Below are 15,287 nucleotides of genomic sequence, written 5' to 3'. Positions count from 1 at the left end.
TTCGCAAGAGGCCGAGCGCTCGTAGGCCCTGCGCGCGGTAAGTCCGCCCCTCAAGCGCAAACGCGGCTTGCGTTCGAAATCGACGATGTCCGTGTCGCGATGCGTGGTTGGAGCGAAGGCGGCTCGGAGCGACAGCGGCGTGTCGGCAATGCTGCGGTCAAGGCCAACACGACGCGACATTCATCGAACATCGAGCCTCATGGCGGGTATCCGCCAAGTTGAATAATCTCGTGATCCAAACTATATTCAAAGGCAACATCTGCCACGCTCGACGAACGTTCGGGCATTCCGATCAGACCTGGAATACCTAGCATTCCGATGTATTCCCGATGCCTGCTTTCGACCCACTTCCCTGGTGCAGTTAATCGTCACGGCACGGTCACGATTCATGCCGGCGACCGCCCCGCCCGCTGACGCGGCGAACGAACCGCGCCCGTCGTCTTTCACAGGGAACCGGTTGTCGAAGTAACAACGGCGAAACGTCGTTCGTCGTGAAGATGCGCCACATGTGGAAAGGAACGTCCATGATTACGCCTTTGCTGCAATGCCTCCGTGCTTCTTTGAGACTCGTGCCGCTTGTGCTCGGTGTATCGGTCGCTGCGACGATCGTCGGTCAAACGGCGATGGCGGCCGGTGTTCTGCCGCAGGGAGGCCACTATGCGGCGGGCGCGGGAAGCATCGCGGGGCAGAACGGTCAACTCGTCATCACGCAGCCAGGCTCGACGCGCGGCGTCATCGACTGGAAGAGCTTTTCCATCGGCACAAGCAATGCGGTCGTGTTCAACAACGGCACGGGCGCGACACTCAACCGCGTGACCGGCGGCTCGCCTTCGGAGATCCTCGGACGCCTGAGCGCCACGGGCAGCCTGTACGTGATCAATCCGCAGGGCATCGTCGTGGGGCCTTCGGGTGTCGTCACTACGGGCGGGCGCTTCGTCGCCTCGACGCTGGACGTCGCCAACGACGCTTTCATGAAAAACAGCGGCGCGCTCACGCTCGCGGGCAAGACCGATGGCTTCGTCATCAATCTCGGAAGCATTAGTTCGAGCGGCGGTGACGTGTTCCTGATCGCGCAACGCGCAGTGATCAATGCCGGCAGCGTGAAGGCGCCCAAAGGCACGGCGGAATTGGCTGTCGGCGAAAAGGTCTTGCTGCGGGACTCGAAGAGCAGCAAGCAGGTGTTCGTGCAGACGGGCAGCGACGGCGTGATCGTGAACAAGGGGCGCATCGACGCCGCGCAGATCGACCTGCAAGCCGCCGATGGCAACGTCTACGCGCTCGCGGGCGAAGGCACGCGCGTGCGTGCGACGGGCACGGCCACGCGCGATGGCCACGTCTGGCTGGTCGCAGGCGACGGCAAGGTCACGCAACGTGGGGTCGTCACGGCGAAGAACGCGGATGGCAGCGGCGGCACGGTCGATTCGCAAGCGGCGCAACTCGCGTTCGGCGACAACGCCGAAGTGCACGCCGCGCAGTGGAACATCGCGACGCCATCGATCACGGTACGGTCAGCCACGGCGCACGCGCTGCAAGATAGCCTCGGCGCGGGAACCTCGGTTGCGCTGACCACGACGGGCGGACAGGGGACGAACGGTGACTTGGCCGTATCGGCGGATATGCGGTGGAAAGGCGCCGCCGGTCTCACGCTCGCGGGGTATCGCAACGTCTCGATTGCGCCTCACACGACACTGCGCAACGCGGGCTCGGGCAGCGTCGTGCTGCGCGCGGATGCATCGGCTATCGATAACGGCGGCAGCGTGAAGAACGGCGGCACCATCGACTGGTCGAAAAGCACCGGGACCGTCAGCGCGTTCTACGACATGACCGGCAGCTTCACGCGAGGAACCATCCGCGCGAACGGGGCGTGGAAGGCGCCCGTCTACAGCGGGCTCGTCGGTCAGGTGACGGCATACAAGCTCGTCAATACGCCTGCCGATCTGGATAACGTCGTGCTCGATCTGGCCGGTAACTATGCGCTCGGGAAGGACATTGCGGCGAACCGTTCGGCCTTCGGCTACAGCACGCAGATCGGCAGCGTCGCCACGCCCTTCACCGGACAATTCGACGGCATGGGTCTGACCGTCACGAATCTGAACAGCGTCGAGCGGGGCGAATGCTGCGGACCGGAAGGCTACGCCGCAAGCGGAATGTTCCGCGTGATAGGCCCAACGGGCGTCGTGCGCAACATCAACGTGGATGGCAGCGCTGCGAGCAGTGGTGGTGGTTTCAACGGCGCGGTCGGCGTGCTCGCGGGCCTTAATCAGGGCACGATAGTGAACGCGCATTCTAGCGGCTACGCAAGCGGCACGCTGATCAGTTCGGGCGGTCTCGTGGGAGAGAATGCCGGACTTATCATACGTTCGTCGAGCAGCGCGAGCGCTCGTTCGGATGGGAATGCAGGCGGGCTCGTTGCGGTCAACGATATCACCGGTGTAATCAGTCAATCCTATGCGACGGGCGACGTGGAAGGTTACGCACATACGGATGGCTCCGGTGGACTGGTCGACGGAAACGCTGGAACGATTACGCAGTCGTACGCGACGGGCAGCGCCTCATTCAGCCCGAACTATTGCGGCTTCGGTGGAGGCACGCTCTGCGCAACGGCGCCGGGTGCGCTTGTGCGGATCAACACCGAAACAGGCAAGATTACGCAGTCGTTCGCAACAGGCATGCTAGTCGACGATCTGACGGTAACCGAAGGGCCACCGCCCGGCGGAATCGCCTTCGAGAACGATGGTTTGATCGGCAAGGACGTGTACTGGAACAAGCAGACGACGGGCGCGCCGGCGGGCGTCACCGTGGGCAATACCGTTCCCGCCTCGCAAGGACGCACCACGGCCCAGATGAGCCAGACAGCGAGTTTTGGTCCGACATATAACTTCGGCACGAACGGCGTCTGGGCGATGCCCGCGGGAGCAACGCATCCTGTGTTGCGGTGGCAGACCGAGCCGTTTTGAGTGGCCAGCGACTTAACGCCGTGACGTCACGACGCAAGCTGCCCGGCAGCTCGCAACTCCCCATTTTTACCGAAGCTGCCCTCGCGCTTCAGCGTCCCGCCTCAAGCCGCCACTAAAGATTGGCGCGCCCTCTGCCGTCATTCAATTTGAGTACGACACGCGTCACTCGAGCGCTCGCAAAGTGCGTAACTCGCTCCATTGCAAGCGCCTCGTCAGATCGAATCACGACAGCTACAACGGCCGCCTCGCCGCGCCCCTCAGGACATGTTTAATGGATAGGCTCAGAAAACTGCTACGGTCGCGCATCGGCCGCTTCATCGCGTGTGGCATGACCACAGCCGTGCTCGTGGCAGCCGTGAGCGTGCTGCTTTCGCGCGACGAACCGGCCGCTACGCAGACCACGCCGACGGTGGCAGGCGTCGCGAGTCAGATGCGCCGCGATGCGTCGCCGTGGACGCATCGGGAAAAAGACGTCTCGGAGATGATGCGCGATATCCGCGAACACGACGTCGCCGCGATCGGCGTCAGCCGCGACGCCATCCTCGTCTCGACGCTTCATGCCGACCAATACTTCGTCGCCGATCATAACGGCGCCTTCTCCAACGCCCTGCTGCTCGGCGACCTGAAATCAGGCAACGCGTCGCCCTACCAATTGGTCTGGCTCCCCGATGTCAACGTGCGCACGGGCATGGCGCGCTGGACCGACCGGTTCGACCTCGTGCGCGACGCCTTGAGCTTGCTCTTGCCGATGCTGATGATGGGCGGTCTGATCTGGTTCATGCGCCGCGAAATGCGAGGCGGCGCGCGTCTGCTCGCCAAATCGCCGACGCTGCGTTTCGCCGACGTCATCGGCGCGGGTGAAGCCAAGGCGGCGCTCGCCGATGTGCAGGCGTGGCTCACCGACCCCGCGCAATTCACCGGCATGGGCGTGCGCGCGCCGTGCGGCGTCCTCATGACGGGCGGCCCCGGCGTCGGCAAGACGCGTCTCGCGCAAGCGCTCGCGGGCGAATGCGGCGCCAACTTCATCGCGATCACGGGCAGCTACTTCAGCGCGAAGTATTACGGCGTGGGTATCCAGAAGGTCAAGCATCTGTTCGAACTTGCGCGCAAGAACGCGCCGACGGTCATCTTCATCGACGAGGCGGACGGGCTCGGCAAGCGCACGGATAGCGGCGGCGGTCCGGTGGAAGCCGAAAGTAACCGCATCATCAATCAGTTGCTCGCGGAAATGGACGGCTTCGCTTCGAACGAAGGCGTGATCGTGGTCGCGGCGACCAATCATCCGGACAGTCTCGACGAAGCGTTGCGACGCCCGGGCCGCTTCGACCGGACCATTCAGGTGCGGCTGCCAGATCTCGCGGATCGCGCCGAGATCCTGCGTTTCTATGCGGCCAAGCTGAAGACGAAGCCAGACGATATCGACTTCGATCAGCTCGCGCGTCTGACTACCGGCGTGTCGCCGGCCACGCTGTCGATGATCGTCAATCAGGCGGGTCTCGTCGCGCGCAAGGCGGGCGAGCGCGAAGTCGGTGCAAAGCATTTCGTGGAAGCGGTGAAGATTGCGCGCATCGGCGACATCAACGGTGCGGAACGTGCGTTGTCGGAGAGCGAGCGCAAGCGTATCGCGGTTCACGAAGCCGGACACGGTCTCGTCGCCGCGCTGCTCGGCACGGGCGTGCTGGAAGAAGTTACCATCCTGCCACGCGGCGGCGCGCTGGGCGTGGCGCTGATCACGAAGATGCAGGACAAGCACCTGTACCGCGAAACCGAACTGCGCAACGAGATTCAGGTGCTGCTCGGCGGGCGCAATGCGGAACTGCTGATGTTCCGCGAAGCATCGAGCGGCGCGGCGCACGATCTTCAGGAAGCATCGCGCATCGGTCTCGACATGGTGTCGAAGCAAGGCTTCAACGCGGACGGCGATCTCTTCAGTCTTGCATCGCTGCCGCAGCAGTATGCGGGCTTGCAGCTCAAGAACGCGATCGAACACGCGAATCGGCTTCTGCACGATCTGAACGATGCCTGCTACGCGCTGCTGCGCGCGAACGAGCCCGTGCTGCGCGCGATTGCCGCGCAGTTGCTGGAGGATGAGACGGTGCCGGGTGATACGGTTTATCGGCTGATTCGCGAGCATGCGGTTGCCTTGGCCGAAGTCGATGAGGTGGTGGAGGCATTGGCTGCGTAGTGCGGCACCTGGCTCGCGCGAGAAGTCATCCGCAAGACAGGCTCTTATCAAGCGATAACTTGCCCGGCGCGCTATCGTGCGTTACCTTGCGAGGCGCCGGGATACGCTCGTGTCCCCGCATATGGCGAAACGCTATCGGGAGACACCGGCATGACCCACATCGACGATGCCTTGAGCGCAACCCTTGAAGCCTTGCTGCGCGAATGGGCGCAAACCGCCGCCGCACGCGACAAAGCCGGCGGCACCGCTCTGCACGAGCGCCGTCTCCTGCGTGAAAGCGGCCTGCTGCGCTTGAGCGTGCCCGAACAATACGGCGGCGATGGCGCGAACTGGTCCACGACACTCGATGTCGTCCGACGCATGGCGCAAGTCGATAGCTCGCTCGCGCATCTCTTCGCGTTCCATCATCTGCAACTCGCGACTATCCGCCTCTTCGGCCGCGACGCGCAGATTCGCCAGTGGCTCGGCCAAACCATCGAGGAAGGATGGTTCTGGGGCAACGCGCTCAACCCGCTGGATCAGGGCACGCGGGCCGAAGCGGACGGCGCGAACGGCTATATCTTCGACGGCCGCAAGAGCTTTTGCTCCGGCGCCACCGACTCCGACCGGCTTCTCGCTTCCGCCTTCAAGTCCGATGGACGTCTTCTGATCGGCGTGGTGCCTACTAAGCGCGCAGGCATCACCATCTTCGACGACTGGGACAACATGGGACAGCGCCAGACCGATAGCGGCACGGTGCGCTTCGATCAGGTGAAAGTCGCAGCCGACGAACTGCTCGACGATCCCGGCCCGCTCTCCAGCCCGTTCGCGTGCTTAAGGCCGCTGCTCGCGCAATCGATCCTGAGCCACATTTATCTCGGCATCGGCGAAGGCGCGCTGCAGGCGGCGCGCGAGTCGACGCTTGCGCAGACGCGTCCGTGGATCGCATCGCCGGCGGCGCGCCCGAGCGAAGACTCATACGTGCTCGCGCATTACGGCGACTTCTGGCTCGCGCTCGAAAGCGCGCGGCTCCTTGCCGAACGCGCCATGCATGAATTCGATACCGCATGGCAACGCGGCCTCGCGCTCACCGAAGACGAACGCGGCGACGTGGCCGTCGCGGTGGCGGCATCGCGTGTGGCGGCGGCGCGTGCGGGTCTCGATGTAGCGCATCGCATGTTCGACGTGACCGGCGCGCGATCGACCGCCGCCGCGTTACGACTCGACCGCTTCTGGCGCAACGTGCGCGTGCATACGCTGCACGATCCGATCGACTACAAGGTGCGCGAGCTTGGCGAGTGGGCGCTCAACGGACGCATGCCGACGCCATCGTTCTACTCATAGCCTGGCTTCCATCGATACAAACCGGCCCATGAACCGCGAAGATGAGCCACGGCCCATACGCCGGTTCGCGCATCATCAACGGCTCGCCGATTCCAGCTCGTGCAGCAACGGCGTCGCGAAATGCAGCACTTCGTAGGCGATCGCCTTGCCCGTTGCATCGGGCTCGCGTTCGCTCACCACTACGCGCGTCAACTTCCACTGCTGTGCGTCCACACCGACCGCCGCGCTGACCACATGCGACTCGGCGGCCGTCTGCCGGTTGCGCTCGATCTCCGCCTTGAACACCGTTTGCAAATCCGTGTCCGGTGAGACAGCCAGTTCTTCCTTGTACACGAAGCGTGCGATGCGTGCCGGGCCTCTCGCGGCATCGAGCGCGAAGCGCGTTTCGATTCGCGGCCGTCCGAAACTGTCCGTCACCGTCTTGAAGCGGCCATCGACGAGAAAGGATCCGAAGGCCTCGTCACGACGCCACAGATAAAGCGACGAATAAGTGTTTTCGAGCGCGCCATGACGGCCGCTCTCGCGCAGCAGGAATGCCTTGAAGTGCAGATCGGGCAAGTCGTCCCACAAGGGTCCGCGTTCTTTTGCGCGCGCGCGAATGATGCCGGTGTCGTAATCGGCCGGGAGACGATGAGCATATTGAGCGAGCAGCATAATCGATCCTTTCGAGAGTGAACGAGCGTGGAAGATGCTTGCATTCAGAATACCCATCGCCCTATCATTTGAAAACGATATGAATCGATATTTCAATGATTCGAAAAACGAATGACCATGAAGACTCTCGATATCGAGGCCGTGCAGGCATTCGTGCTCACCGCGGACCTCAAAAGCTTCACCCGCGCGGCCGAGGCGATGGATTCCACGCAATCCGCTATCAGCCTGAAGATCAAGCGTCTGGAAGATAGCCTCGCGCGCCGGCTGCTGGAACGCACGCCACGGCTCGTGCGTCTGTCGGCGGAAGGCAGCGCGTTTCTCGAACCGGCGCGTGCGCTGCTTGCCGCGCATCAGGGCGCGCTCGGTTCATTCGGCGCTGGTACTCGCCGCATGGCGATCGGCATCGGCCACCATATCGTCGGTACGGAACTGCCGCTTTTGCTGCGGCGCGTGAGCGAGGCGGAACCGGGCGTCGTGCTGCAGATGCGAATCGCGTCATCGCGCGACTTGCTCGAGGATTTCGACGCAGGCCTGCTTGATGCCGCCGTCGTTCTGCGCCACGACAGCCGGCGTCTGGACGGCGAGACCATTCATGAGGAAGCGTTCGGCTGGATGGCCGCGCCCGACTTTCAGCATTGCGATGGCGAGCCGCTGCGGCTTGCGACTCAGCCTCCGCCGTGCAGCGTGCGCAGCATGGCAATCGATGCACTCGATACAGCCGGCATCGCGTGGACGGAAGTGTTCGTGGGCGGCGGATTGGGCACGATAGGCGCGGCGGTATCGGCGGGACTGGCAGCTGCCGCGCTCGGACGACGCGTCACGCCGAAGGGAACGATCGATGTCGGATCGCGCTTCGAGTTGCCGCCGCTGCCCGCACGCGATGTCGTCATGTACTCCAGTCTCACCGACCGGCAAGCGCGCGAAACGCTGCGCACGCTCGGCGCAGCAATTCGTTCGACGGCATACGGCAACCCTGCGTCATGAATTCGCGCCCGGCAGCGTTCCTGGCCTGATGTAGGCGTGCATGTGCGCCACGTAATCGGGTTTGCCAAGCGGCACGCCATGATGACGAAGGATCGCGTAGGCCGTCATGATATGGAAATAGAACTGCGGCAGCGCCCAGTCGCGCGCGTATTGCTCGCCAGTCATATCGAAGACGACGCCGTTGGGAAGATCGAGCGCGACGGGCCGGCTGCCTACTTCATCGAATGCGTTCGGGGCGACGTTCGACAGAAAGCCGATGGCATCCGCTATGCAGGCTTTTGCATCTGTGAAAGTGCCGGGTTGCTCGTTCGAATGAGCGCCTTCCGCGCGCAGCGCTATCAGCGCATCGGGCAGCGCCGCGCCAAGCAGACGATGCACCGGCTCCTGCGCCTGAAAGCAGGCAAAGCGCACCTGTGCCGCGAGCGGAAACATGTCGGGCGCGAGACGCAACGGCAGCAATGCATCGGCGGTCATGCCACGCGCTTTCTCATGCGCGTCGGCCTTGTCGAGCCAGGCGGCAAGTCCTTTCAGCATTTGCGTGAAAGTGGGGACAAGCAAGGTAGTCGGCTGCATGGTCGCTCCCGGAAGTAAGACGCTGCCATCATATACGCCTCGCGCGTCAGGCTTCCGCCTTGCACATGCACGTTGCGGTGCGCAAACGCTTACATGCGTTTCCATCATGAAGCGCTCGCATGTAGCGCGATACATGCGCCATTGCTTCGGCAAAGCATCGACAATCTGACGCCTAAATTACTCTAACCTTACGGTCTGCGTGACGGCGCGCAAATCATGAAAACCTATGAGCGATCCCGAACCTAAGTCGCTCTGAAGTCGTGGGATATTCAAGGATGGACAGTCAGTCAAGAGCGACCCGATGCGCGACTCCGAGATACGAATCGAACTCGTCTGCGACGAGCCTGGCTTGCGTGCGCTCAAGGACGAATGGGAGACGCTTTGGCTGAAAGCACAGGGCCGCTACTTCCAGCGTTTCGATGTGTCTCTGCTTGCGTGGCTGCACGTTGCCAAACCGCGACGCCGCAAGTTGCGCTGCATCGTCTTGCGCGAGAACGGCGAGCTTCGGCTGGTGTGGCCGCTCGTTGCTTATCGACGCGCACTGTGGACGTATCTGCTGCCCCTTAGCCCCGATGCCGGCGATTACACCAGCGTGCTCGTCGAGGACGGTCAGGACGCACGGGCGCTGATCGAGCGCGCATGGCGTATTGCGTGTGAACGCTTCAAGACGGATTTCATCCACCTGCCCTACATGAACGAAGGGTCGGAGTTGCATCGCATTGCGTCGGCGGAGCGGCATATTCTCGGCCGGTCGCGGCATGAATCGTGGATAGCGAAATTGCGCGACGAAAGCGACTGGAAGACGTTCTCCGGTTCGCTCGGCACGATGTTCGGCAAGAAGCCCGGTCAGCTCGAACGTCGCTTGGCCAAGGAAGGCGCACTGAGTATTCGTATGGTCAATACATCGGATACCGAAGCAATCGCGCGCTACGTGCGCTGGATGCTCGAATCCAAGCGTGGCTGGAGCGGCCGTGTCGGCAAGCGCGGAAAATGGCTGTTTTCGCCGTACTATGAACGCTTTCTCATCTCCACGCTCACCTATCGCGGCGAGACGTCCGACAAGGAACCGCCCGCGCGACTCATGATGGTGACACTCGACGACCAGCCAATGGCCGCGGTCATCATGAGTCACGGCAATCCGATGGCGAACGCCGTCATCGCGGGATTCAATGCGGAATACGGCCGGTTCGGACCGGGCTCCATTGCATGGGAACACAGCGTGAAGTGGGCCTTCGAGCAGCGCTATGACATCGACTTCGGCGTGGGTTCCGAGCGCTTCAAGACCTACTGGAGCCGCAACAACGGCAGCCATGCATGGACGATGCAGATTGCCAATACGACTTGGGGATTGATCGGCTACCGTGTCGTGCGGACGCTGCGCGATCTTGTCAGCGCGGCGCGAGGGACATCGAAGGGAACACCTGCGCCCGAGGGGGAAAGCGCTCCCGCGCGCGGCAAGGGATGAGTCGCGCCGCGCGCTTTATTCAAGCGCGGCGTCTTCCACGAGACGCGCCTTGAGCGCGCGAATGCGACGATCGACAAAATAACCGCCGCCTTCCGTATAACGCAAATAGAGCCTGCCGCACTTCGAGCATTCCCACACGTCGCAGCGGTTATACGGAAAGTAGCGCGGCGCGATAGGTGCCTCCGCCGACCAGTATTGCGAATTCCCCGGCGGATACTCCGCGTAAGTCGGCTCGGGATCATCCGGCGGCATGAGCGTGCCGACCTGAACGAGCGCCGCTTCGTCTAGCGATAAAGGCTGCGATTGCCAGCCATCGAGGGCTGTCTTCGTGCAGTCGCATGCAACACCCCGCGCGCGATCTTCGGCGGCTTGCGCGCGTTCTGCGAGTGCTGCGGCGTTGAGCAATGGATGCATGGCGGTGGGGTCTCGATGCAATGCGCCGATTATCGCAGATACCTTCCACCGCGACAGACCACGGACAAGCGCCGATGCAAGGTCGCCCGCTAATCGGCAACTCGGCAACTCGGTAACTCGATGAAACGAACGAAGGTCTTTCAGAACTCGACCAGCGCGAAGTCTTCCTTGCCGACATCGCACAGCGGGCAGCGCCAGTCGTCCGGAATGTCGCTCCAGCGCGTGCCGGCTGCAACGCCGTGTTCAGGATCACCCGTGGCTTCGTCGTAGATCCATCCGCAGATCACGCAGACCCATTGCTTGAATTCGGATTCGACGTGGGAGCGTGCCGCTGGCGGCTGCTCGTCCTTGAGCGTCTCGTCCTCTGCGCCACGGTCGAGCGTGACCACCAGCGGGTCTGCGCCCCGCTCGCGATCGGCGGCGAGGTACGCGTCGAGTTCGGCATGAAGACGTCGCGCTTCTTCCACGGTCAGATCGATCCAGTAGGGATCGCCAGCGCCGCTATTCAAACGAGCCGGAGCAAACTGCAATTCGAGTGCCGCGCCTTTTTTGTACATGGATTCTGTTCGACTTCTTATTTCGGATAGGTCAAATGATGCTGAATTTCGATGCCTGACTTGACATGCGCCCGCGATGAAGTTCGTCGGCGAGCCGACATCGGACGATCTGTTGCGCGTCGCGTTGCGCGGTTTGATCGGCACACTTCGATAAAGCCGCCTAGAGTCACTTAAAGCCGCCTGGAGCCGCTCAAAATCGCTCGATTGCGCCGATCTGCACGCCGCGAATCGGCGCACCCGGATACGCGGCCGGAAGCCCCGTCACATTCACACCGCGCAAGGTGAAGGTGGCATCGCCGCGATTACGCAGCATCGCGCCTGTCGCGTAGAACATCAATGTCTTCGAAAGATCGTATTCGCACGCAATGCTGAACTGGTCCGCGTTATTGTCGCCGCCCGATCGATCGCGCGCATAAGCATAACCAAGCGATGCACGCAGAGCCGGCGAGAACGCGTAGCGCATCGAGACGGACATGCCGTCGTCGTGATAACGCGGCGATCCGCCATCGCCATTGAAGAAGTTGAGAAACGCCGTCGTCTTGCCGAAGCGATACGACACGCCACCCAGATTCGAACGTAGCCCCGTGCTGCCCTGCGTGTCCTGATGCGCGTAAGCAATACGGAACGGCCCGTTGCGATACGCGAAGGTTTCGTAATTGCCCGACAAGCCATTGCCCGCGCCGGCATCGCGCAAGGCGAACATGATGGTCGTCGTGAAGCCGTGAATGTCCGGCGACAGATACGTGATGCCGTTATCCGTATAAGGCGTGATCTTCGACAGGTTGTTGAGACCCGATGCGATCGTCCCGGCACCGAAGGCGTCGAGTTGTCCCTTGAACGGAATGTAGATCGGCGAATACTGACGCCCCATGCGCACTTCGCCCCACGGCGCGCCGACGCCGATCCATGCCTGACGATTGAACAAGGTGCCCGCGGTCGCAAGCGTCCCGTCAGCGGAACTGAAGCCGCTTTCGAGATCGAACAGGAGACGCGTGTCGCCAGTCAGTGGTTCGGCGCCCCGCATGCCGAAGCGCGAACCGCGATACGCGCCCGAATCCATGCGCGGCGTCCACCCTGAACCGGGATTCGTCACCTCGATGCTCGTGTCGATCGTTCCATACAAGGTCACGGCGCTCTGCGCATGAACCGCCGTAGCGCCCATGCCAAACGTGCCTAGCAGGGTCAGGGCCAGACAGCGGCCCGAAAGAGATGTAAGACGCATATTGTTGTTGTGCTGACGCGCCAGGCCGACAGGCTCGAAGAGAAGCCGTCACTTTAACCAAGCGACGGCGCGTACTCAATGATCCAGTGCATAGGCGATGACATAATCGCCCCGATCCGGCGACTGTCGCGCGCCGCCCGCCGAGATGAGCACGTACTGCTTGCCCGTTTTCGGCGATACATAGCTCATCGGTCCACCCTGACTTCCCACCGGCAGACGCGCCTTCCATACCTCCTTGCCGGTCGCGCTATCGAAGGCACGCAGGTAGTAGTCTTGCGTCCCCGCGATGAACACGAGGCCGCCCTGCGTCGCCAGCGTGCCGCCGAGCGTCGGCATGCCAATGGGCATCTTCATCCCCATCTTGATACCGAAGGGACCCGTGTCCTGCACCGTGCCCACAGGCACTTGCCATACGATCTTCTGCGTCTTTAGATCGACCGCGGAAAGCGTGCCGAAAGGCGGCTTCTGACAAGGGATACCGAGCGGCGACATGAAGCGGTTTTTGTTGACGGCGTAAGGCGTGCCTTTCAGCGGCACCGCGCCCATGCCGGTGTTTACGGACTCGCCGCCGTTGCTGGCCTGCACGTTGTCGGTCTTCTGCGGAATCATCTGCACCCAGAGGCCGAGGCGCATGTCGTTCACGAAGATGTAATGACTATTCGGATCGGTCGAAAGGCTGCCCCAGTTCATGCCGCCGAGCGAGCCTGGAAAGCTCAGCGAGATGTCCGTGTCGGGCGGCGTGAAGAGACCGTCGTAACGCATCGACTTGAAGCTGATTCGGCAGATGAGTTGATCGAAAGGCGTGGCGCCCCACATGTCCGATTCCTTCAGCGTATCGGCGCCGATGAGCGGCATGCCGACCGAGTACGGCTGGGTATCGGGATACTGCTCGCCGGGAATGCTGCCCTTTTTGACGGGCTTTTCCTCGACGCGCGTGAGCGGCTGACCCGTAAGCCGATCGAGCACGAAGACCTGCCCGGACTTCGTGCCGAACACCACGGCAGATTTGGTCGAACCATCCTTCTCGGGGAAGTCGATCAGGCTCGGCTGCATGGGAACGTCGAAGTCCCACAAATCGTTGTGGACCGTCTGGTAGACCCACTTCTCCTTGCCCGTCGTGGCATCGAGCGCGAGGATGGACGTGGCATAACGATGATCCAGAGCCGTGCGGTTCGCGCCCCAGAGATCCACCGAGGAGCTGCCCATCGGGATGAACACCGTGTTCATCGCGGGATCGTACGACATGGGCGCCCACGAGTTCGGCGTGCTCCGAGCAAAGGTCTGACCCGGCTCGAGTTGCGCGTTGGGATCGTCATGACCCGGATCGAAGGCCCAGCGCATTTGCCCCGTGATGACATCGAAACCGCGCAGCACGCCACCGGGCATGTCGGTCTGCACGTTATCTGCTACTCGCCCGCCTACGACCACGGTCGTGCCTGCAAGCGTCGGCGCGGAAGTAAGCTGATACTTGGGGGCATCCGCTGCGCCAAGGCCTGCTTTAAGATTCACGAAACCATGGTCGCCGAAGCTTTCGCAGAGCGCGCCGTTATCGGCATCGATGGCAACGAGGCGCGCATCGATCGTGTTCATCAGGATGCGGCGCTGACACGCTTCGCCCGATGCAAGCGTCGGCGCGATCACGGGCGTCGAACCCGCGACCGAAGGCTGCGTAAGCGCTTGCGTGGCATCGAAGTATGCGAGGCCGCGACAACGGTTCCACACCTGCGCCTGCGCATTGATTTCGCGCTTCCAGATTTGCTTGCCGCTGTCGACATCGACAGCGATCACGTTGTTATGCGGCGTGCACATGAAGATGCGATCGCCCACTTGCAACGGCGTCTGCTGATCTTCCGCGCCGTTGCCACCGGGACTCACCGGCACGTCGCCCGTATGAAAAGTCCATGCAACGTGCAGGTCCTTGATGTTGTCGCGCGTGATCTGGTTCAGCGCCACGAAGCGGCTGCCACCCGGCGTATTGCCATAGTTGCTCCAATTCTTCTGCGCGTCGTTTTGTGCAAGCGGTGCGAGCGGCGCAGGCGTGCCCTCGAAGGCGACCGGGTCGTGCGGTTCGAACATCTGCACGAACGTGACGACCATGCCCAACGCAAACAGCGCGCTCAAACCATATGCCCATTTCGACACGGGCGTCACCCTCTCATGCTTGCGCAACGACGGCCATAGCAGCAACGCGAGCACCATGAAGCCCGTCGGCAACATGAGACGCGACACCAGCGGCCAGAAATCGAAGCCTGCGTCGATCGAGGCCCAGATCAGCGTGCCGACGAACGCCACGCCATAGACGATGACCGCGGAAGACCGCGCGCGCATCAACTGCACCGCGGCCACGGCGATCACGATCCCGGCGATCACGAAGTACGGGCTGCCGTGCAGCAAGACGAGCTTCGCGCCGCCTGCAACGAAGAACAGACCCGTGGCCAGCATTGCGAGCCCCAACAACACACAACCGGTTCTCAGCGCGGCTGAAACACGGGTATTACTCGTAGACATCTATTTTCTCCAAGAAGCTCGGGCGCGGTCGGTCGCGAAGGATAGAGCCTTCGGTACGCTGGATGGGAACGCATCGGCGAAACAGGCTTGCAGACGAAGCGTTGCTGCACGGCGCAGGGTTGCGCGCGGCATGGCCCTTCTCAACGCCATGCGGGGAGCATGGCGATTAACGGTGCCGACGACGGCACTTGTGCAATCTCGATATTCTAACCGGATAGTTAAAAATGTGCTTAGTTACTCTCAGTATCTGTCCCTTTTCGACGGGACGTTTGCGCGCTTGAGCTAGCTCTCAAACGACAACTGCCGAAGCTGACTCACGCTCAGCTTCGGCAGTCGTTCAATGCTTGTTACGCCATTCGCGCTACACCGCGCGGCGCACCATCAATTCCTTGATCTTGCCGATCGCCTTGGTCGGGTTGAGCCCCTTCGGGCACACGTCGACGCA

The 15,287-nt window shown here is 62.3% G+C and carries 11 protein-coding genes and 1 pseudogene; 5 read left to right on the top strand and 7 right to left on the bottom strand.

The window, feature by feature from the left end; all coding sequences use genetic code 11:
• Nucleotides 1-524 precede the first annotated feature (524 nt).
• From NCR40_RS26010 to NCR40_RS26000, 3 genes are all read left to right on the top strand, one after another.
• Nucleotides 525-2,957, top strand: coding sequence for a two-partner secretion domain-containing protein (locus NCR40_RS26010; RefSeq protein ID WP_250511122.1), 2,433 nt, complete (start codon nucleotides 525-527; stop codon nucleotides 2,955-2,957).
• A gap of 328 nt (nucleotides 2,958-3,285) precedes the next feature.
• Nucleotides 3,286-5,142, top strand: a complete 1,857-nt coding sequence (locus NCR40_RS26005) for an AAA family ATPase (protein ID WP_250511121.1) — start codon at nucleotides 3,286-3,288, stop codon at nucleotides 5,140-5,142.
• Between the two features lie 150 nt (nucleotides 5,143-5,292).
• Nucleotides 5,293-6,465, top strand: a complete 1,173-nt coding sequence (locus NCR40_RS26000) for an acyl-CoA dehydrogenase family protein (protein WP_250511120.1) — start codon at nucleotides 5,293-5,295, stop codon at nucleotides 6,463-6,465.
• Between the two features lie 75 nt (nucleotides 6,466-6,540).
• Here NCR40_RS26000 and NCR40_RS25995 read toward each other — a convergent pair whose 3' ends face one another.
• A complete protein-coding gene (locus tag NCR40_RS25995) occupies nucleotides 6,541-7,119 on the bottom strand; it encodes a DUF4865 family protein (protein ID WP_250511119.1) in 579 nt (192 codons plus the stop codon).
• A gap of 117 nt (nucleotides 7,120-7,236) precedes the next feature.
• Between NCR40_RS25995 and NCR40_RS25990 the strand changes: the two genes are divergently transcribed.
• A complete protein-coding gene (locus NCR40_RS25990; RefSeq protein WP_250494336.1) occupies nucleotides 7,237-8,103 on the top strand; it encodes a LysR family transcriptional regulator in 867 nt (288 codons plus the stop codon).
• Here NCR40_RS25990 and NCR40_RS25985 read toward each other — a convergent pair.
• Entirely contained in the window at nucleotides 8,098-8,676 is a 579-nt protein-coding gene (locus tag NCR40_RS25985) for a DUF1993 domain-containing protein (protein ID WP_250511118.1), read from the bottom strand. The two genes, NCR40_RS25990 and NCR40_RS25985, sit on opposite strands and share 6 nt — an antisense overlap.
• 301 nt (nucleotides 8,677-8,977) lie before the next feature.
• On the opposite strand from NCR40_RS25985, the gene NCR40_RS25980 reads away from it, so the two are divergent.
• Nucleotides 8,978-10,141 (top strand): GNAT family N-acetyltransferase, encoded by a 1,164-nt coding sequence (locus NCR40_RS25980; RefSeq protein WP_250511117.1) that lies wholly within the window; start codon nucleotides 8,978-8,980, stop codon nucleotides 10,139-10,141.
• Between the two features lie 15 nt (nucleotides 10,142-10,156).
• Here the strand turns inward: NCR40_RS25980 and NCR40_RS25975 are convergent, their stop codons facing one another.
• The 5 genes and pseudogenes from NCR40_RS25975 to sdhB all read right to left on the bottom strand — a co-directional run.
• Nucleotides 10,157-10,555, bottom strand: a complete 399-nt coding sequence (locus NCR40_RS25975; protein WP_250511116.1) for a hypothetical protein — start codon at nucleotides 10,553-10,555, stop codon at nucleotides 10,157-10,159.
• A 140-nt stretch (nucleotides 10,556-10,695) separates the two neighbouring features.
• Nucleotides 10,696-11,112: a rubredoxin gene (locus NCR40_RS31375; RefSeq protein ID WP_284503456.1), complete on the bottom strand. Its 417-nt coding sequence runs from the start codon at nucleotides 11,110-11,112 to the stop codon at nucleotides 10,696-10,698.
• A 190-nt stretch (nucleotides 11,113-11,302) separates the two neighbouring features.
• Entirely contained in the window at nucleotides 11,303-12,334 is a 1,032-nt protein-coding gene (locus tag NCR40_RS25965; RefSeq protein ID WP_250511115.1) for a porin, read from the bottom strand.
• A 75-nt stretch (nucleotides 12,335-12,409) separates the two neighbouring features.
• Entirely contained in the window at nucleotides 12,410-14,842 is a 2,433-nt protein-coding gene (locus NCR40_RS25960) for a glucose/quinate/shikimate family membrane-bound PQQ-dependent dehydrogenase (protein ID WP_250511114.1), read from the bottom strand.
• A 361-nt stretch (nucleotides 14,843-15,203) separates the two neighbouring features.
• Nucleotides 15,204-15,287, bottom strand: a pseudogene (sdhB, locus tag NCR40_RS25955) (succinate dehydrogenase iron-sulfur subunit); the annotation flags it as partial.

This window comes from Caballeronia sp. GACF4 (assembly GCF_023631025.1).
Lineage (GTDB): Bacteria > Pseudomonadota > Gammaproteobacteria > Burkholderiales > Burkholderiaceae > Caballeronia.
The sequence above is the reverse complement of the archived record's forward strand: the minus strand, read 5'-3'. Positions and strand labels throughout refer to the sequence as shown.